The 18,791-nt window shown below is 61.2% G+C and carries 17 protein-coding genes and 2 tRNA genes; 2 read left to right on the top strand and 17 right to left on the bottom strand.

Annotation, left to right across the window (positions count from 1 at the left end):
• The 13 genes from hycI to ABHU32_RS04125 all read right to left on the bottom strand — a co-directional run bounded on the left by hycI (position 1) and on the right by ABHU32_RS04125 (position 14,530).
• Positions 1 to 504 (bottom strand): hydrogenase maturation peptidase HycI, encoded by a 504-nt coding sequence (gene hycI, locus ABHU32_RS04065; protein WP_346979058.1) that lies wholly within the window; start codon positions 502 to 504, stop codon positions 1 to 3.
• A complete protein-coding gene (locus tag ABHU32_RS04070; RefSeq protein ID WP_195363856.1) occupies positions 504 to 1,085 on the bottom strand; it encodes a formate hydrogenlyase maturation HycH family protein in 582 nt (193 codons plus the stop codon). Before ABHU32_RS04070 ends, hycI begins: the two co-directional genes overlap by 1 nt.
• A complete protein-coding gene (locus ABHU32_RS04075; protein ID WP_022095195.1) occupies positions 1,086 to 1,868 on the bottom strand; it encodes an NADH-quinone oxidoreductase subunit B family protein in 783 nt (260 codons plus the stop codon). It lies immediately after the preceding gene.
• Between the two features lie 2 nt (positions 1,869 to 1,870).
• Positions 1,871 to 2,587, bottom strand: coding sequence for a formate hydrogenlyase complex iron-sulfur subunit (locus ABHU32_RS04080; protein ID WP_195520786.1), 717 nt, complete (start codon positions 2,585 to 2,587; stop codon positions 1,871 to 1,873).
• A gap of 1 nt (position 2,588) precedes the next feature.
• Positions 2,589 to 4,361, bottom strand: a complete 1,773-nt coding sequence (locus tag ABHU32_RS04085; protein ID WP_346979060.1) for a hydrogenase large subunit — start codon at positions 4,359 to 4,361, stop codon at positions 2,589 to 2,591.
• 3 nt (positions 4,362 to 4,364) lie between these two features.
• Complete coding sequence (locus tag ABHU32_RS04090) at positions 4,365 to 5,924, bottom strand: hydrogenase 4 subunit F (protein WP_271740043.1); 1,560 nt, start codon at positions 5,922 to 5,924, stop codon at positions 4,365 to 4,367.
• Between the two features lie 3 nt (positions 5,925 to 5,927).
• A complete protein-coding gene (gene hyfE / locus ABHU32_RS04095) occupies positions 5,928 to 6,581 on the bottom strand; it encodes a hydrogenase 4 membrane subunit (RefSeq protein WP_346979061.1) in 654 nt (217 codons plus the stop codon).
• A gap of 13 nt (positions 6,582 to 6,594) precedes the next feature.
• Positions 6,595 to 8,052 carry a hydrogenase 4 subunit D gene (locus ABHU32_RS04100; protein ID WP_346979062.1) on the bottom strand — a complete coding sequence of 486 codons (1,458 nt, stop codon included), beginning with the start codon at positions 8,050 to 8,052 and terminating at the stop codon, positions 6,595 to 6,597.
• 15 nt (positions 8,053 to 8,067) lie between these two features.
• Positions 8,068 to 8,994, bottom strand: coding sequence for a respiratory chain complex I subunit 1 family protein (locus tag ABHU32_RS04105; RefSeq protein WP_346979063.1), 927 nt, complete (start codon positions 8,992 to 8,994; stop codon positions 8,068 to 8,070).
• 12 nt (positions 8,995 to 9,006) lie between these two features.
• Positions 9,007 to 11,025, bottom strand: a complete 2,019-nt coding sequence (hyfB, locus tag ABHU32_RS04110; protein WP_346979064.1) for a hydrogenase 4 subunit B — start codon at positions 11,023 to 11,025, stop codon at positions 9,007 to 9,009.
• Positions 11,018 to 11,635: a 4Fe-4S dicluster domain-containing protein gene (locus ABHU32_RS04115; RefSeq protein WP_117746396.1), complete on the bottom strand. Its 618-nt coding sequence runs from the start codon at positions 11,633 to 11,635 to the stop codon at positions 11,018 to 11,020. The genes hyfB and ABHU32_RS04115 overlap by 8 nt, the downstream gene beginning before the upstream one ends.
• A gap of 78 nt (positions 11,636 to 11,713) precedes the next feature.
• Positions 11,714 to 13,936: a formate dehydrogenase subunit alpha gene (gene fdhF, locus ABHU32_RS04120; protein WP_346979065.1), complete on the bottom strand. Its 2,223-nt coding sequence runs from the start codon at positions 13,934 to 13,936 to the stop codon at positions 11,714 to 11,716.
• 75 nt (positions 13,937 to 14,011) lie between these two features.
• Positions 14,012 to 14,530 carry a 4Fe-4S dicluster domain-containing protein gene (locus ABHU32_RS04125; protein WP_346979066.1) on the bottom strand — a complete coding sequence of 173 codons (519 nt, stop codon included), beginning with the start codon at positions 14,528 to 14,530 and terminating at the stop codon, positions 14,012 to 14,014.
• A 429-nt stretch (positions 14,531 to 14,959) separates the two neighbouring features.
• Here ABHU32_RS04125 and ABHU32_RS04130 point away from each other — a divergent pair, with 429 nt between their 5' ends.
• The gene (locus ABHU32_RS04130) at positions 14,960 to 15,286 is read left to right on the top strand and encodes a type II toxin-antitoxin system RelB/DinJ family antitoxin (RefSeq protein WP_346979067.1); all 327 of its coding nucleotides are present in this window, start codon (positions 14,960 to 14,962) and stop codon (positions 15,284 to 15,286) included.
• Positions 15,279 to 15,734: a type II toxin-antitoxin system VapC family toxin gene (locus tag ABHU32_RS04135; protein WP_346979068.1), complete on the top strand. Its 456-nt coding sequence runs from the start codon at positions 15,279 to 15,281 to the stop codon at positions 15,732 to 15,734. Before ABHU32_RS04130 ends, ABHU32_RS04135 begins: the two co-directional genes overlap by 8 nt.
• 110 nt (positions 15,735 to 15,844) lie before the next feature.
• Here ABHU32_RS04135 and ABHU32_RS04140 read toward each other — a convergent pair whose 3' ends face one another.
• The 4 genes from ABHU32_RS04140 to brnQ all read right to left on the bottom strand — a co-directional run bounded on the left by ABHU32_RS04140 (position 15,845) and on the right by brnQ (position 18,785).
• On the bottom strand, positions 15,845 to 16,846 hold the full coding sequence (locus tag ABHU32_RS04140) for a hypothetical protein (protein WP_195544617.1): 1,002 nt from the start codon (positions 16,844 to 16,846) through the stop codon (positions 15,845 to 15,847).
• Positions 16,847 to 17,178: 332 nt separating this feature from the next.
• Positions 17,179 to 17,252, bottom strand: a tRNA-Gly gene (locus tag ABHU32_RS04145).
• A gap of 6 nt (positions 17,253 to 17,258) precedes the next feature.
• A tRNA-Pro gene (locus ABHU32_RS04150) sits at positions 17,259 to 17,335 on the bottom strand.
• A gap of 91 nt (positions 17,336 to 17,426) precedes the next feature.
• The gene (brnQ, locus tag ABHU32_RS04155; RefSeq protein ID WP_346979069.1) at positions 17,427 to 18,785 is read right to left on the bottom strand and encodes a branched-chain amino acid transport system II carrier protein; all 1,359 of its coding nucleotides are present in this window, start codon (positions 18,783 to 18,785) and stop codon (positions 17,427 to 17,429) included.
• Positions 18,786 to 18,791 lie beyond the last annotated feature (6 nt).

Below are 18,791 nucleotides of genomic sequence, written 5' to 3' on the forward strand. Positions count from 1 at the left end.
CTATTGCTCTTGCCCCAAGCGGACAAAGTGGGAAAAGTCATTGGCGGCCACGGCGTCGTACACGGCGTCGACGGCGTCAAAGACTTCCGGGGACATGGGGTTGTAGAACTCCGTGTCGCCCGGCTGAATCCCAACAAAGACGATATCATCGCACGATTGCTCAATCTCTTCGATCAGAATCGACAAAGGGAGCGAATGCGTGGTGAACATCGACTTGCGGGCCACATCGCGCTTGTCGAGCAAGCGGATGGACCCGACGGGCAGCGCCATGTCGGCGGCATCGACCAAAACCAAACGCGGCGGACGCTCACGCTTGACCTCGATGATGTCATCCTCGGGCGTCTGACCGCCATCGATGGTGTACCAGCCGGCAAGCGGCGCGTCCTCCATCTTTTTGGAGAGCACGGGGCCGGCGGCATCGTCGGCGCGCAGCACGCTTCCCGCCGTGAGCACGATACCCGCAAACGGGGCGCCGTTCACACGTCCATCCACAACGTGACCCATTACTGCAACCTTCCCGTCAGATACACGCCCGACACATCGCGCACGCGCTCCACCAAATCGCGGAACTTCATTAAGAACGCGACCTGCTGGGCATGCAGGCCAAAGTCGTCGTCGAACACCGAAATGCCGGCCTTGGCCGACCCGCGAAAACCGCGCTCGTCGAGCAGCGCATCGCAGGCCTCGAGCAGCGACGGCACCGCCGCCTTGTCGAGCTGGCACTCGCCAAAGGAGCGGATGGCCTCGAACTTGGTCTTGGCCTCCCCCTCCGGCAGCGCGTCGACGAGCGAATAGAACACATCCACCGGCACCGACAGGCGCGGCTCAAAGCAGTCGAGCACACCGGTGTGGTGGCCCACGGCGAGCGTGTAGTACAGCACGTCGCAGGCCTCCTGGGGAACGTCTTCCTCGGTCTCCACAAACTTACGCGTGAGCTCATAGAAGACCACCTGGTCGGGCGCATGGCCCAGGCAGGGGTCGACGACGCCCTCGGCGGCCTCGTCGCTTGCGCGCGAGGCATCGCCAAAGGAGCCGCCGAGCATGCCGGGGCCCGCAAAGTAACCAGAGCGGTCCGTGAGCTCCATCTAGCGACCTCCGGCCAGCACCAGATCCTGCAGCGCCGAGTAGACCTCAACGCGGCGAGGATCGTCCTGCTTGTCGATGAGCAGCGCCATGGCACCGCGGATATCGCCCTTGGGCGCACCCTCGAGCGTGTCCATAAACTCGTTGGCCAGGTCGCGGCCGTAACGGTAGCCGCTCATGGCGCGAGCCTCGCGCTCGATGGCAACGCGCAGCTTGTACGGCACGCCGGGGTGCAGGATATCGGCCTGCTCGCCGGCGGCCTCCACCGTGGTCTCGGCATGGAGCTTTTGGTCCAGCAGACCGAGCGCCATGGCAAAGCCGTAGATGGTCTGCGCGGGGCTGGGCGGGCAGCCGGGAATGTAGACATCGACCGGAAGAATCTTATCCGTGCCGCCCCAGACGCAGTAGTTGTCGTAGAAGATGCCGCCGGTGCAGCCGCACGCGCCATAGGACACCACGATCTTGGGATCGGGTGCAGCCTCAAAGGCGCGCAGGGCCGGCATGCGCATGGCACGCGTCACGGCACCGGTGTACAGCAGCACATCGGCGTGACGGGGCGAAGGCACGACCTTGATGCCAAAGCGCTCGACGTCGAAGACGGGCGTGATGGAACCGAAGATCTCGATCTCGCAGCCGTTGCAGCCGCCGCAGTCAACGCGGTAGACGTACACCGAGCGCTTGATCTTCTTAAGAAGGGTCGCCTTGGCCTTCTCGATGCTCTCGTCGAGCTCGATCTTGGTCGGGCGGTACTGGAGCCGCTCGGGCAAAAGCGTGGGTTCGGCCATGGTTACTCCTCCTTCGTTTCAAAATCCATGATGATGCCCTCGACCGGCGCCGGACCGGCGGGAATCTCGGGCGCATCGGGGTTGAGCTCGCGGTCGATATACTCCGGGTTCACGCCGTGGCCGCCCAGATACTCCATGCCGGGGCCCTGGGGCTCACCGGACGCAAGCGTCTCGTTGGCAGCCATGCCGTGCGCGTTGCCGGTCTTTACGGCCGATGCGGCGCGCAGGGCGTCGAGCTCGCGCTTGCACTCCTGGCACATACCGACGGTACGGGCGGCCTGGATGGCCTCCATGCCGCCGGTCTTTTGCAGCAGGCGCTTGGCGTAGTCGATCTCCTTATGCGGGGCAAACGGCTTGCCGCAACGCGAGCAGTGCTCGAGCGTGTAGACGCTCTTGCTGGTGAGGTCGTCCTTGCTCATGACGGCCAGCTCAAACTCCTCGGTGAGCTTGATGGCCTCCATGGGGCAGGCCTCCTCGCAGCGGCCGCAGAAGATGCAGCGGCCGTAGTCGATCGACCAGGTAATGGTATCGGCCGCAAGGTCGGTGTCCATGCGAATGGCATCGGCCGGGCACGCCACGCCGCAGGCACCGCAGGCGATGCAGAGCTCGGCATTGTGCTCGGGCTTGCCGCGCATGTCCTTGTTGGTGGGGAACGGCGCAAACGGGTACTTGACCGTCGCGTCGCCGGCCTTGGCGTTTACCTTCCAAAGCTTCAGCATATTAGAGCGCCTCCTCATCGAGCGGAGCGGCCACGGTGCCCTCGCCCGCAAGCGGCGACTTGTCGCGCCAGACGTTCTCGAACTGCTCCTTATCGAGCACGTGGTCGCGCTTGGCGGCGACATCGGTCACCGTCACGCGGTCGGTGCAGGAGTAGCACGGGTCGAGCGAGCCGACGATCAGCGCCGCGTCGCCCACGGTGTTGCCGCGGAACATGTAGCGCAGGACCGGCCAGTTGCTGTACGTGGCGGCCTTGGCGCGCCAGCGGTAGCACTTCTGGTTGTTGCCGAGCATGGCCCAATGCACGTCCTCGCCGCGCGGCGCCTCGGTGGCACCGATGGCGTACTTGTGCGGGGTGTACTCCCAATCCGTGGTGAGGATGGGGCCCGACGGGCAGTTCTCGAGCATGGTCTCGATCATGTCGATCGAATCGTAGACCTCCTGGATGCGGACGGCGGTACGGCCGAAGGCATCGCAGGTGTCGGCCGTGGCGGCGTGCATCTTTTGGACGTCCGGATCGGCGTAGCCGTCGAAGGGATGATCAAAGCGCACGTCGCGGGCATAGCCCGAACCGCGCATGAGCGGGCCGACCGGCGAGAAGTCGCGTGCGATCTTGCGGTCCAAGATGCCGATGCCACTCGTACGCTCAATAAAGTTGGGCGTCGAGAGCAAGACGTCGACGAGCTCCTGAACCTCGGAGCGCAGCTGGTGGATGGTCGTGAGGGTGGAGAGCTTCTGCTCGGCCAAAATGTCGCGACGCACGCCGCCGATCACGTTGAGGCCGTAGGTCTTGCGGTGACCGGAGAGCTTCTCGGCCAGGTCCATGGACTTCTCGCGGACGCGGAAGAACTGCTGGAAGCCGGAGTCGAAGCCCGTGTAGTGCGACGCCAGGCCAATGTTGAGCAGATGCGAGTGCAGGCGCTCGACCTCGAGCATGATAGCGCGGATGTACTGGGCGCGCGGCGGGACATGAATGCCCTGGGCGCGCTCGACGGCCTCGGCGTAGGCCACCGAGTGGGCGCAGCCGCAGATGCCGCAGATGCGGTCGGCGAGGAACGTCACGGCGTCATAGTTCAGGCGCGTCTCGGCGACCTTCTCCATACCGCGGTGCACGTAGAACAGACGGTAGTCGGCGTCGACGATCGTCTCGCCCTCGACGAACAGGCGGAAGTGGCCGGGCTCGTCGGAGGTAATGTGCAACGGGCCCATGGGGACGAGTGTGGTCTCCTTGCCCTTGGTATCGGCCAAGAACTCGTAGTTTTCCATGTCGCTCGCGGGAGCGGGACGGAAGCGGTAGTCCATGGAGTCCTTGCGCAGCGGGTACAGGCCGCTGGGCCAATCGTCGGGCAGCACCAGGCGGCGACGATCGGGCAGGCCCTCGGGGATCAGACCGAACATGTCGCGAAGCTCGCGCTCGCCCCACACGCAGGCGGGGACGAACGGCGTCACGGACGGGAACGTCATCTTGGCGGGATCGACCTCGGTGCGCACGGTCACCCAGCCGGGGTCCTCCCCCTCCATGGAGATGACGTAGTACACGGCGTAGCGACCGCACAGACTGCGCTCGTCGTTGCCGATGATCACGGGAATCCAGCCGTAACGCTCGTAATACAGGTAATGGACGGCCTCGGGCAGCTTGTCCTGCTTGACGGTGATCGTCAGCTGGTCCTCGCACTGCCACTCGACCTTCTCGATGCAGCCCGGAACGGCGCGGCGCAGGGCCTCGACATGGCTCTCGCAGCGACGGGCATACACCTTGTTCTCAGTTTCAATCATTCGTTACTCCACCTCGCTCTGAGCGGTCTCGGTACCGAACACAGCGCGGTACATCGGCGTCGCGTGAAGTTCCTCGGTGCTCTGCTCGAGCACGATGCCGGTCGCGGTCTCCACACCGTGCACGAGGGGCAGCGGGGTGGCGATGCCAAACCACAAGATCATGACGGCCAGGATGATTTCGGGGATAAGCATGAGCGCCGGGGCCTCATGCTTGCCCATGCCCTGGGGCGCATGGCCGAATACCGACTTGAGTGCGATGCGGGTGAGCGCGGAGATGGCCACGGTAAGACCGAGGGCGACCACGACAACCAGCCACATGGGACCGGCGGTAACACCGGCGACAAAAGTCAGGAACTCGGAGATAAACATGCCAAAGGGCGGGAAGGCACCAAGACCGAGCAGCGCCAGGACGGCGAGCGCGGCGGTTGCGGGAGCAACCTCGACGACGCCCTGGATCTTGGCCAGGCTACGCGTGCCAAAGGCGTGCTGGATGTTGCCGGACACGCAGAAGGCAAGCGTCTTGGTAAAGCCGTGGAACACGCAGTGCAGCAGGGCCGCGGCGATACCCAGCGGGCCACCGATACCCAGGCACAGGGCAATAACGCCCACGTTCTCCACAGACGAGTACGCAAAGCGGCGCTTGAGGTCGTCCTGGCGGAACATCGAAAGTGCCGCCACCAAAATGGACAGCGTGCCGACGATCAACAGCAAAAGCTGCGGATACTCGGCGCCCACGGCTTGGATGGTAAAGCCGTAGAAGCGCATGATCACGAGCATGGCGCACTTAAGCAGCACGCCCGAGAGCAGGGCCGAGACAGGGCTCGGGGCCTGGGAGTGGGCATCGGGCAGCCAGGTGTGCATGGGGAACAGGCCGGCCTTGGTACCAAAGCCGATCACGATAAACGCAAAGGCGAGGCGCATGAGCGTCGGGTCGAACTGGTCGGCATACGGCAGCACGCACGACAGAAATGCGGCCTCGTGGGCGTTGGGAATCACGTCGGCGGCGTTGGCGTAGATCAGCAGCGTACCGAAGAGGCCAAAGGCCACGCCGGCGGTGCAGACCATCGCATACTTCCAAGAAGCCTCGAGGGCCGTCTTGTTCTTGTAGATGCCCACGAGGAACACGGTGGAAAGCGTGGTTGCCTCCACGGCGGCCCACGTGAGGATCATGTTGTTGGACAGGCACGCGAGCAGCATGGTGAACACGAACAGGCTAAACAGCGCAAAATACTGCTTGGCGCGCTCGGCGGGCATGGAGCCCTCCTCGATATCGGCCTTTACATAGGGCAGCGAGAACAGCCCCGTAAGAAAACCGATAAAGCCGATGAGCAGCACAAAGATGGCACCCAGTGAATCGAGGTGGAACCACAGACCAAGAGCGCTCGCGGTTTCGCCGCTCATAAGGACGTCACCGGCCGTCATAATCGACAGCACCAGGACGGCTGCGACGGAGACCAGGTTAAGACCGGCAAACACGTTATAGGACGTGTTCTTGGGCAAAAACGCCATGACCAGCGAGAACACCAAAGGAGTCGCGAGCAAGGCGAGAATCAACGTTTCCATGGACTACCCCCTCAGCTCGGACAGGTCGCGCGCATCGAGCGAGTGGGAGTCGTCCCAAATGCGACGCACGACGATGGACATGATGATGACGGCAAAGATGGCGTCGGTGGCGATGCCGATCTCGATGATCTCGGGAGCGGTGGGGGCCAAAAGCGCGAGCGTCACATGGCTGCCGTTTTCCATAAGGCAGTATCCAAAGATCTGCTTCATGATGTTGCGCTGCGAGATGATGCAGGTGAGGCCCACAAAGAAGTGAGCGAAGCTAATAGCGAGCGCAGGCGTTGCGACCTCGGCCGTGGGCAGGCTGATCTGCGTCACGACGGCAAAGCAAATCGCGACCTCCACGGCGATGATGCAAATGGCCCACGCGGGCTTAAGGCCGGCCTTGAGCGATGCGTCGCTCGGCTCGCCCATCTTCTTGTATGCGCGGTTGAGAATATAAGGGACCAGGACGACCTTGGTGATAAAGGCAGATCCAGCCCACATAAGCAGCTCCTGCGCACCGGTGGTGACACCGAGCGTGGCGAGCAGCCCCACGAGCACCAGCGACTGCACCGCATACCAGTTGATGGCATGTTTGATGTTCTTGGAGACGACCACCATGGTGGACGTGACGATCAGAAGGCCGCCAAGGATGTTGACGATCGAATAACCCATGTCGTTCTACCTCCTAACCGATCCAGCTGGCCGAAAGCGGGCCGCTGACGATGACCATGATGATGAGCACGATGAACACGAACGCCATCGCGCGGGGAAGCGGGGCACCCGCAGCGACCTCTTCGCTCGGCTCTCCGGGCAGGCAATAGCCCATCCACTTGAGGAACCAGGCAAAGGTGGCGACGGTCTCGGCGACCATGATGCACACGAGCACCAGAATCGCGACGTTGCCGGCACCCACGGAAAAGCCGCCGGCGATGATCTGGAACTTCGAGAAGAACGTGTTCATGGGCGGCACGCCGGCAATGGCGAGCGCCGCGACACCAAAGCCCACGCCCGAGATCGGGTACTTCTTTACGATGCCGCGAAGCTTGGGCAGCATACGCGTGCCGAGCGTAAAGGAGAACGAACCGGCGATCAGGAAGAACAGCGTCTTGGCGAAAGCGTGGTTAAAGATGTGGCACACGGCGCCATCAAAGGCCAGCTGGCTGCCAAAGACCGAAAGGCCCAGACCAAAGAACACATAGGAGAGCTGGGCGATCGTCGAGAAGGCCAGCAGGCGCTTCATGTCCTTTTGCGGCAGGTACATAAGGAAGCCAAAGAGCATGGTGACCATGGCGTCGATAATGGCGACCCAGCCCACGATCTCGGGAATCTCGCCGGCAGAGACGAGTGCACGCGCGAACACGCACACGCCGACCTTAACCATCGAGGCGCCATGCAGGTAAGCCGAAACAGGCGTCGGCGCCTCCATGGCCGAAGGCAGCCACATGTACATGGGGACCTGTGCGGACTTGGCCCAGGCCGCAAACAGCACGAGCAAAAGGACGATAGCCTTGAGTTTGGCATCGAGGCCGGCAATCGCGGTAATGGCGAAGGTGCCGGTGTGGGCAAACACAATGGCGGCGCCCAGATACAGGCCGAGCGCACCGATATGCGTGATGATCAGGGCCTTCATGCCGGCCTTCTTGGCCGTAGGCGACATGTAGTAGCTAATGAGGCCCCAAGAGCACGCACCCGTGATCTCAAAGAACACGAGCTGGCCCAAAAGGGTCGAGCTGTACACAAGGCCGGCCATGGCACCGATGAAAGTCGCGAGGTACGCGTAGAAGCGACGACGCGGCGCGTCGGGATGCTCACGGTTATTCTCGCTCATATAGGGAATCGAATAGATCACGACAAGCAGGCCGATACCCACAAAGGCGGGCGCGAGCAGCGTGCTCATGCGATCGAAGGTGAATCCCATGACGAGGGTCTGCCCAAACGAGATCAGGGGGACCTGCGTGTCGGGCATGCCGGCGCCGGCGAAATTCGCGGCGAGGGCGATGGTGCAGACCGTCGAGACGGCGGCACCCAAAACGCTGAACCACTTGGCGTACGGACGGGGGGACAGGGCGACGAGCACCGAGGCCACCATCGGGGCCGCGATAGCGACCAAGCCGAGAAGGGACAGACTGACTGCAAATGACATTGTTTCTCCCTTCTCCTACACGCCGACGACCACGAAGACAAACGCCAGAACGGCGATGCCCACGACGGCCCAGGTCTGATTGCCGAGCACCTTAAAACGCGAGCGCGAGCAGGAGTTCTCGATCACGCCGCACACGACAAAGTCGACAAGGCACTTCACCAGGAAGATGACTGCGCCCAGAACGGCGGCGGTGCCCACGGTCGTGGGCTCACCCCAGGGGATGAAGATCGCGCAGAACCAAGCGACAACCAGGACCTGCTTCATGGACATGGCAAGCTTAGCCATGGCGAGCGACGGGCCGGAAAGCTCGGCGAGCGGACCTTCCTGAAGCTCTTGCTCGGCCTCGGCCTGATCAAACGGCAGCTTGCCGAGTTCCATGTAGCAAGCGATCGCAAAGGCGATGCCGGCGAGAATCACAGCGACCGGCGCGTCGATGGCGCCCGTCATGATGTGCTGACCCATGGTGGCGATGTCGGTAGAACCGCACACCAGGGCGGCGGCAAACAGCGCCAGCAGCATGGGCGGCTCGATGAGCACGCTCATGAGCAGCTCGCGGACGCCGCCGATACCGGCGTAGGCGTTGGACGAATCCACACCGCAGAGGGCGAAGAAGAAGCGGGCGAGCGCCAGGCTGTACATGATGGTGATGGCGTCACCAAAGACTGGGATGGGGCTTTGTGCCGTAAAGAGCGGCAGGCCCATAGCGAGCATAAAGGCGACGGCGAAGAACAGCGGCGGCATAATGCGCAGCGCAAAGCTCGCGTCCTCGCTCTGGGACTCGGGACGCGCAAAGAGCTTGGCCAGGTCGCGGTAGTCCTGCATGATGCTGGGGCCGCGACGGTTGTGCATCTTGGCGCGGATCACGCGACCGAGACCGGAGAAGAACGGCGCGACGGCCATAACGACCACGCCCTGCAGAACGGCAAGTACGATGTTGTTCATGCTCTCCCCTCCTTAACCCATTTGCACGGCGAGCACGAGGAACACCACGAGTGCCGCGACGATGTAGCAGATATAGATGCTGTAGTTGCCGCCCTCGAGCTTAGTCGCGAGGTCGGCGAGCTTCTCGACACCCTTATGCGGGGCATCGACGAGAACCTTGTCGGGTACGGGCTCCACAGCCTCGGCCACACCGGTGAGCTTCTGGAAGAAGTGCGCGATGGACCAGCAGACGGCCGTGCAGCGGTCGCGCAGCGTGTAGAGCGGCTGCATAAACCAGGACACCTCGGAGGCAAAGGTCGTGGCCACGACGGGCATATGCTCGTTGGGAGCATAGCCGCATGCCCACGGCTGGGACTTCTGCACCTTGCCGACGGTCTTGAGCTTGCGATAACCGCAGGCAAGGCCGACAAGCACCACGAGTGCAATAGCGATCGCGGGCGTGGAGGTGGCAGCGCCGGAGTACTGATTCATGAGCTCCATACCCTCGGCGGCAAACACGCCACCGTACGGATGCAGCACGGACGCGGCGACATCGACCAGCACGGGCGCGATCACGGGAGCGCCAATGCCCAGCACGACGCAGATGGCCGCGAGCAGGCCCTGCGCAAACACCATGGGGGCGGGAACCTCCTTGGCATTGGCCGCGGCCTCGGAGCGGGACGCGGAGGCAAAGGAGACGCCATAGGCCTTGACGAAGCACGTGACAGCCAGCGCGCCGGTAATGGCAAGCGCGACGGCAGCGAACACGGCCACGATCATGACGGCCTTGTCACCCTGCATGGCGGCGTTAAACAGCGACTGGTAGGTAAACCACTCGGACACAAAGCCGTTGAAGGGCGGGATGGCCGAGATGGCAAGCGCGCCAACGAGGAAGCAGATGGCCGTTGCCGGCATACGACGGAACAGGCCGCCCATCTTCTCCATATTGCGCGTACCCGTGGAGTACAGCAGCGCGCCGGCGCCCAAGAACAGCTCGCCCTTAAACATCGCGTGGTTAAACGTGTGGTAGAGAGCGGCCATCAGGGCCAGGACGGCGATGCCGACAGAGTTGAGCGCCATGGCGGCCATGGAGGCGCCGACGCCGAGCAGAATGATGCCGATGTTCTCGACGGAGTGATAGGCCAGCAGGCGCTTGATGTCATGCTCCTGCAGGGCGAAGGCCACGCCGAGGACCGACGAGATCGCACCGAAGACCATGACCATAAGGCCCCACCAGACCTGAACGCCCGAGGCGGAGAGCAGGTCGAGACCCACCTTAAGGATACCGAAGATACCGATCTTGATCATGCCGCCGGACATGAGGGCCGACACGTTGGACGGCGCCTCGGGATGTGCCTTGGGCAGCCAGCCGTGCAGCGGGATGATACCGGCCTTGGCGCCAAAGCCAAAGAAGGCGAGCACGAAGCACACGGATGCGACCGCGGGGCTAAACTGCGTGGCGCGGAAATCCGCAAAGGCAAACGAGCCGCCGGCGAAGTTGGTCATGGTGAGGAAGCTCGCCATGATGAGCACAAAGCCCACGTGCGCGATCACAAAGTAGAGCCAACCGCCATGGATGGAGTTCTCGTTCTCCTCGATCACGACCAGGAAGTACGAGGTCAGCGACATGAGCTCAAAGGCGACCAGGAACCAAAACACGTTGTCGGCGGTGATGACGAGCATCATGGACGCCACGAAGGTGTTAAAGAAGAAGCCGGCGCGGCCCTTTTTGCCCGGATACTCATCAAAGTAGTTGAGACCGTAGATCGAACCGGCAAACGCGAGCACCGAGATGAGCGCCACGAACAGGCCGGACAGCTGATTGAGCAGCAGCTGGAGATGGGCAAACGGGAAAAACACGATGGTGTCGACCGACGTGACATCGCCCAGCACGGCCTGGATACCGGCCACAAACGAAAGCACCGCGGCGACGGCACCGATAAGGCAGCCGGCGGTCTTGGCGGCGTTATCGGCCTTGATCAGCAGAACCGAGGCGAGCGCACCGATGCACGAGACGGCAAGCGATGCGATAAACAGCGTCAAGCTATCCATTGTTTACGCTCCCTTCTGCTTTCTCGGACAGACCCTGGGCCACAGCGGTAACGTCGACGGACGGACCGTTTTCGATCGAGCGCAGGCGCTTGGCCTCGTCGAGCTCGCGATCGGCCGCGCCGCCCATGACGGTCAGCGCCTTGGTGGGGCACGCCGCCACACAATGCGGGCCGTCCGGATCGAAGGCGCACAGGTCGCACTTGACAGCGCAGGTGTACTGGCCGGGAGCCCACGTAAGCAGGCTGCTCAGGGACTTAGGATACGAAGGCGTCGGGTCGCACATGCCTGCGACACCGGCGATAGACGTGCCATCGGGATGGATGGCTCCGAAGGGGCACGCGATGGCGCACAGCCTGCACCCGATGCACTCCTGCTCCTTGACGTGGATGCGGTCGCCATCGTGCTCGATGGCATTCACCGGGCAAACCTCGGCGCAGGGGGCACCCTCGCAATGGTGGCAGGCAAGGGCGGCCGAAATACCGCCGGTCTTCACGAGCGCCAGGCGCGGCGTATCCTGAAGACCCTGCATCCGGTGGGCGTCGGCACAGGCGGACTGGCATGTTCCGCAGCCGATGCACCTCTCCGGGTTGATGTCGATGAAGCGGTTCATCCCCACTTCCTTTCAAAATAACGGGCCGGGCTCCCGAACGTACGGGACGCCCGGCCCAAAAAGCCAACGAGAACGGGACTACACGATTTGGTTCACGTGCGCCTCGTCGTCGAACTTGGCGGCGCCGGGCTCAACGTCCTGAGGAGCGGCGGCGTCCACCAGAGCCTGCTTGAGCTCGGTGTACTGACGCTCGACCTCGCCCTCGGCCCAGACCTGGTCGGCGATAGCGTCGACCTGGCAGGCGGAGAACTTGTCCTCGGGCGTGTGCGAGACCGGGTCGACCTTGTGCATGGTCAGCTCGTTGCACTTGCCGATCCACCACTGGTAGGTCATATAGACCGTGCCCTTGTTGATACGGTCGCTCACGTCGGCGCGGCTGTATACCTGACCGCGGCGGCTGTGAATCGAGACGATGTCGCCGTTCTTGATGCCGCGCGGCTGGGCGTCCGCGGGATTCATGCGGACAAAGCCGGGCTCATCGGCAAGCAGCGTCAGCGTCTTGCAGTTGCCGGTCATCGAGCGGCAGCTGTAGTGGCCGACCTCGCGGACGGTGCACAGGATGAGCGGGTACTCATCGTCGGGAAGCTCGGAGGGCGCCTCCCAGTCGTGCGCCATCAGGTTGGCGCGGCCGTCCTTGGTGGTGAACTTGCCACCAGCGAACATGTCGGGCGTACCGTGGTCGTTCACATCGGTGCTCTTGACGGGCCACTGGGCGTAGCCGCCCTCGGGAGCCATCTTCTCGTAGGTCGCGCCCACAAAGTTGGGGCACAGGCTAATGCACTCGTTCCAGATCTGCTCGGTGTTGTCGTAGTGCATGGGGTAACCCATGCGCGTAGACAGATCCGCGAAGATCTCCCAGTCGTGACGGCACTCGCCCTTGGGCGGAACGGCCGCGTCAAAGTGCTGGAAGCTACGGTCGGATGCGGTAAAGACACCCTCGTGCTCGCCCCAAGAGGTGGCAGGCAGGATGACGTCGGCGAGCATGGTCGTCTGCGTCATAAAGATGTCCTGGCAAATGAACAGATCCAGCTCGGAGAGCGTCTTGCGCATTCCGGCCGAATCGGGCTCGGTCTGCACCGGGTCCTCGCCGTAGTTGTAGAAGCAGTGCACCTTGCCCTCGTCGACCAGGTGGCCCAGGTCGGTGAGCTTGTAGCCCTCCTCGAGCGGGAGCTTTTCCTCGGGCACGCCCCAAGCCTTGGCAAACTTGGCACGCACTGCCGGGTCGGTGACCTTCTGGTAGCCAGGGTACAGGTTGGGCAGCATGCCCATATCACAGGAGCCCTGGACGTTATTCTGACCGCGCACGGGCGCGAGGCCGGAATTGGGTTTGCCGATCTGGCCGGCAACGCAGGCGATGGAGGCGATAGTGTGCACCGTCTTCAGGTTCTGCTTCTGCTGGCATACGCCCATACCCCAGCCAATGATGGCAGAGGGCTTCGCCGTGGCGTACATCTCGGCAGCTTGGTGGATCAACGCGGGCTCGACACCCGTGATGTCCTGTACGGATTCGGGAGTGTAGTTCTTGATGGTCTCCCACCATTCGTCAAAGCCGTTCGTGTGCTCGGCGACGAATTCCTTGTCGTAGAGGCCATCGTTGACCAAGCAGTTGGCAAAGGCGTTGAGGAACGCAACGTTGCAACCGTTCTTGATCGGAAGGTAGATATCGGCGATACGCGCGGTTTCGATATGGCGCGGGTCGGCGACGATGATCTTGCAACCCTTTTCTTTGGCTCGCACGATACGCCTTGCGACGATGGGGTGCGAATCGGCAGGGTTATAGCCGAAGAGGAAAATGCAGCCCGCATCCTCCATACCGGGGATGGAGCATGACATGCAACCTGAACCAACCGTGTCCATCAGACCGAGGACAGTAGGGCCGTGTCAAGTACGGGCGCAGTTGTCTACGCTGTGGGTGCCGATGCACGCACGCGTAAACTTCTGCATAACGTAGTTCGCCTCATTGCCGCCGCCTCGCGAAGAGCCGGTGGTCATGACAGCGTTAGGACCATATTCGTCAATTATGGCCTGCATCTTAGATGCGGTGAAATCCAGTGCCTCGTCCCAACTTACGCGCTCAAGATCCGCGCCCTTAGTGCGGCGGATCATCGGGTGCAGTACGCGAGGAGTCAAGATCTTGGTGTCGTTGATGAAGTCGTAGCCGCTCATGCCCTTAAGGCACAGCTCGCTCTGGTTGGTGATGCCGTTGAGCGGTTCGATACCCACGACCTGGCCGTTTTGGACCAAGAGGTTAAACTGGCAACCGGCACCGCAATACGGGCAGATCACTTTATGCTTCTCCATGACACCCTCCTTCCTTTCTCTGCTACCGAATACTCGGTACTTATTTGACAATCATTGGGCCTGTCGCCCCAACACTTACGCCTCGTTTTCGATGGTGGCGCGGGCACGCTCGGCAGTCAGTTCTGCCAGACGCTCATCGTCTACCAGGGTGAGGCCCTTGGTCGGGCACGCCTCGGCACACGCCGGACCGCCGGGACGGTCCACGCACAGGTCGCACTTGAGCACGAAGCTCTTAGTCTGCGAACCCACGCGCACGTCACCCATCAAGACGGGGACCTGCGTGGTCGCCACGCTCACGGCGCCAAAGGGGCATGCCATGACGCAGCTCTTGCAGCCGATGCAGTTGTCCTCGTTGACGCCGATACGATGGTTCTTTGGATCAAAGAACAAGGCGCCCGTGGGGCAGGCCTTGGCGCACGGTGCATCCTCGCAGTGATGGCAAGCCACCGGTGCGGAGATCTCGTAGGTGCGCGTTACGCGCAAGCGAGGTGCGGCGATGTTGCCGGGAATATCGTGTGCCTCGATGCACGCCGCCATACAGGTTTGGCACCCAATGCAGCGTGAAGAATCAGCCACGACTCGTTTATTGCCCATGTTGTTCACTCCCTCCTGAATCCCATGCCGGAGAGACCCTGTCGACGTTGCCCCGGACCGCCCGTGGTCCGGCATCGACGTATCGAGTGCATGCGGCGAAACAGGCACTTCGATAGAATTCCTCCAACGATATACAGGTTAAATATACGCAGTTGCAGGGGGCAAACTTGAGTATAGGCCCTGCAATACGAGTGTATTGCAGGGGTTTTGGCAGGTTGGAATTATTCTCTAAAAGCTATAAAGGTGAGTGTATTACATGCGTACGCCCAAGAAAGATTTCACGTTCGCTTCTGAAGGATGTAGTACGTTTGTAATATTGTTCACAATCAATTACTCTAGTGCAATAAAGTAGTAGTTATAAGATTGGCTATTATTAGCCGATGCTGTATTTGACTGTTCATATTGCACGCTCATTAAGGGAGGCCAGTAATGTCATCGACTCAAAAACGAGCCATCCTGCAGGTGCGCATTCGCGAGGAAGACAAGCAGCATGCCGAGCATCTCTACGACGCCATGGGCACATCGCTCGCCGAGGCTGTCCGCCTTTTTGTCGCGCAGAGCATTTTGATGTGCAAGCTTCCCTTTCAGCCGGTCGCCGTGCGCTCAAAGGACGGCACCGCCGCCTATGGATCGCTCAAAGCATATGGTGACCCCAATCGCCGCTCCGAGGAGCGCAATGCCTGGATTGAATACCTTGCTACAGAAGAAAGCGACGATTCGATTTTGGGTCCCGAGGAAGTAGATATCCATGAGTAGCACCATCATCGACGAGACCGTCATCCTACGCTACCTGCTTGACGACGACGAAGTTCTGTCACCGCGCGCCGCCAAGGTCATCGCCACGCGCACCGCTCGCGTCTACCCCGAGATCATCACGCGCGTCGTGGTCACGCTGCACGACGTCTATAAGGTTCCCCGCGCTGAGATTGCTACGGCCATGAGAAGGCTGCTCCATGACGTCATGGTCGACGAGCCCACCGTTGTCGCCCTTGCCGTCAAACTCTTTGGCAAGACTCATATGGACTTTACTGACTGTCTGCTTGCCGCCCGTACCGCCATCTACAACGATGATGTCGTGAGCTTTGGCAAGCCCATCATCCAAGGCATGATCGATTACCGTCGCAAGCGCCAAACCGCAGCCGAAGCCCGCAACCGCAGCACCGACGCCACCATCGACAAGCTCCGCCACCGCCCCCGCAGCTAACCCCATCCCCACCTAAGTTGCGGTGAAATACGGACTGTTTTATGCCTTTAAAGGCCTCAACAGTCCGCATTTCACCGCAACTTATTGAAGGTGGACCGCGAACGATTTCGCTATCGGGATTCGGCGTAGGGTTTTGTTGTCGGAATGCCGTAGCCGCGAATCATGGCACCGAACGATTCTACGTCGTAGGTGTCCGAGAGTTTGAAATGAATGACGTTGTGGCCCATGGAGCGAAGGTTCGCGTCGCGCATGAGGGCCGCTCGATACATTTTTGCCGCCGCCCGCTCTGGATCATTTTGAGCCTCGTCTTCAAACTTGCCTAGCCCATGCAGCTCTGCCAGCGTCCATGAGCCGTCTGGCATCTGCCAGCCATAATCTGCTAGATAATAGCCAGCGTTTCCCGGTCGCGTTATCTCAACTTGAAGCTCGGGCGCGGCAACCCCAGCGAGAATCATCGCTGCTCTCGCCTCAGACTCGCCGCCATTGTCTGACCTGCCGTCCATATACTCAAAAACGTCAAAAGCACGCGCGATGCCATGCAACCCTCGGCAATTTGCCTGGGCATATGCTCGCAGCTCTTCGCGTTCGACATCGTACTCACGGGCCAAGCCATCGACATAGCCCAGCGCATAGCGAAAGGCGCTCGTTCGAGCGATATCAACAACCGTTCGACACGGATCCGTCAGTGTAAACAGACCTAGCCGCCACACTTCGCCCGCCCGCCAGCGCTTGTATTCAACGAACTCATACTTATCACGCCTTGTAGACCGTGGCAGCAGTACTTGCACTTTATCCAGAAGCGTATACGCCGAGCCGATGCCGTAGAGCAGCGCTGCTGTCGCTCCGCAAAACACAGCATCCGGTTCAACGACCGCAATAGCGGATGCCAGCTGAAAGATACGATCTTCAACCCCAAGATTATTCCAATAGACCGGATCCGCATATACATGGTTGTAAAGACGAAGCATGAGCTCTTCCTGCATAAGCTCGCGCGCACGGCGTTCATCCCAAGGATCAATTGTTATAAGCAGCTGTCCATCTTGATGAATTCCAACGGCCGAGAATAGCATCCTTGCATAGGACTGCGGAAAATGTTTGCCTTTATCGAGCATGGCCAACCCCATAACCATCACGGCGGAGAGAATACCATTACGCTATCGCATGCTTCCGTCCGCAGGCCTTGCCAAAAGCTGACCAAAAGCTTGACGTCGCAGGTCAGAGCTTCAAAAAATATTTCCACTCTCGGTAGACGGTCGCTACGATCCTCCCAACGGCATCAAAATCCAACCTTACAAATAGTTGCGGTGAAATACGGACTACATGGGCCATAAAAGCCGAAAAACAGTCCGTATTTCACCGCAACTTAGGAGGGGATGTGGGGTCCCGGCATGTATATGAAAATGGCTCTGGTCCCAAAAGGAATCAGAGCCATTCATCTATCTTATGGAGCGGGCGACGGGAATCGAACCCGCGTCATCAGCTTGGAAGGCTGGGGTTCTACCATTGAACTACGCCCGCAAGATATGGTCGGGACGACAGGATTTGAACCTGCGACATCCTGCTCCCAAAGCAGGCGCGCTACCAAACTGCGCCACGTCCCGAAGGTGTTGAGCAGCTAAGGTCTAAACCTTGCGTGTCCCAAAGCGAAGGAAATTATAGGGGAGACTCCCCGCCTGTGCAAGCATTGATGCCTTAGCTCCTCGAATGTGCAACAAAACGACGATGGAGCAGGCCTATCACAAACGCCACCACGGCGACCGGCGCCCACGCGGCCCCAATGTCCGCCAGCGGCAGCGCGTCGAACGGCAGCCACGCGCTCGCAAAGAACGCGTCACGAACCGAGGTGATCACGCTCTGCACCGCGACAACGCCGCCGACCCAAACCCACACCTGCGGATGCGCGTCGCAAAAACCGTTCACCAGGCCCATAAGAACCAGCACAATGGCGACGGGGTACAAGGCATTGAGCATGGGCACCGAGAACATAAGGATCACGTCGAGGCCCACGTTGGAGAGCACGCACGAAAACGCTGCGAACACAAAGGCAAGAACCGCAAAGGGACGACGCATAGCCTCCTCGGAGGCCTCCGCTCCCCCTTCGACCACATACGTCTCGCAGAAGTAACGCGAGCAGCAGCTGATGAGGCCGATGCACACGTTCATGCAGGCGAGGAAAAAGATCGCAAAGACCACGACCGTGCCGACAAGGCCAAAGTGCATGGAGGCCGAGCGAGCAAGGATTGCAGCGCCGTTGGTGGCGTCGGGCATCACGGTGCCGAGCTGCATACCGGCAAGTGCCAAGCCGCAATAGATAATGGCCATGAGCACGCCGGCAATCACACCGGAGCGCGAGATCTCGAAGGCCACGCGCTTGTCATCGGTAACACCCAACTCGTGGATGGTCTCGGCGATGATGATGCCGAAGGCGAGCGACGCAAGCAGGTCCATGGTCTGGTAGCCGGTCAAGAAGCCTTGGACCGCAGCGCCGGCATCATAGGGAGCTTGCGGGGCAGCAGCCGGTCCCAGCGGCGAAATCACGGCGGCGCCGACAACGAGTACGATAAGCGCAATGAGCGCGGGGCCCGTAATGCGACCGAGCACGCGCGTGATGACGCCGGGGCGCAGCGTAAGTGCAAATGCGACCACGAAGAAGGCGACGGCGAAGACCAAGCGCGCGGTGCCAAGCGAGATGCCCTCGGGTAGCAACGGTACCAGCATCTCAAACGCCGTGGAGCTCGTACGCGGAATGGCCAGACACGGACCGATGGCCAGATAGACCGCCGCAACGAAGAATTCGCCAAACTTGGGATGCACGCGGCCGGCCAGTTCGCGGGCCGTGCCGGCGAGCGCAACGGCGATAAATCCCATGACGGGCAAACCGATAGCGGCAATCAAAAAGCCAACCATGGCAAGCGGTGTGGCCGTGCCGGCCTGGAGCGCCAGCAACGGCGGAATGATGAGGTTGCCGGCGCCAAAGAGCATCGAGAACAGCGCAATGCCGACAGTAACGACATGGTCGGAGCACAGACCGCGCGGAGCGGATGAGGCCATAGGCAC

The sequence above is a fragment of the Collinsella aerofaciens genome, from assembly GCF_039758965.1.
In the GTDB taxonomy this organism is placed as follows: domain Bacteria; phylum Actinomycetota; class Coriobacteriia; order Coriobacteriales; family Coriobacteriaceae; genus Collinsella; species Collinsella aerofaciens_BR.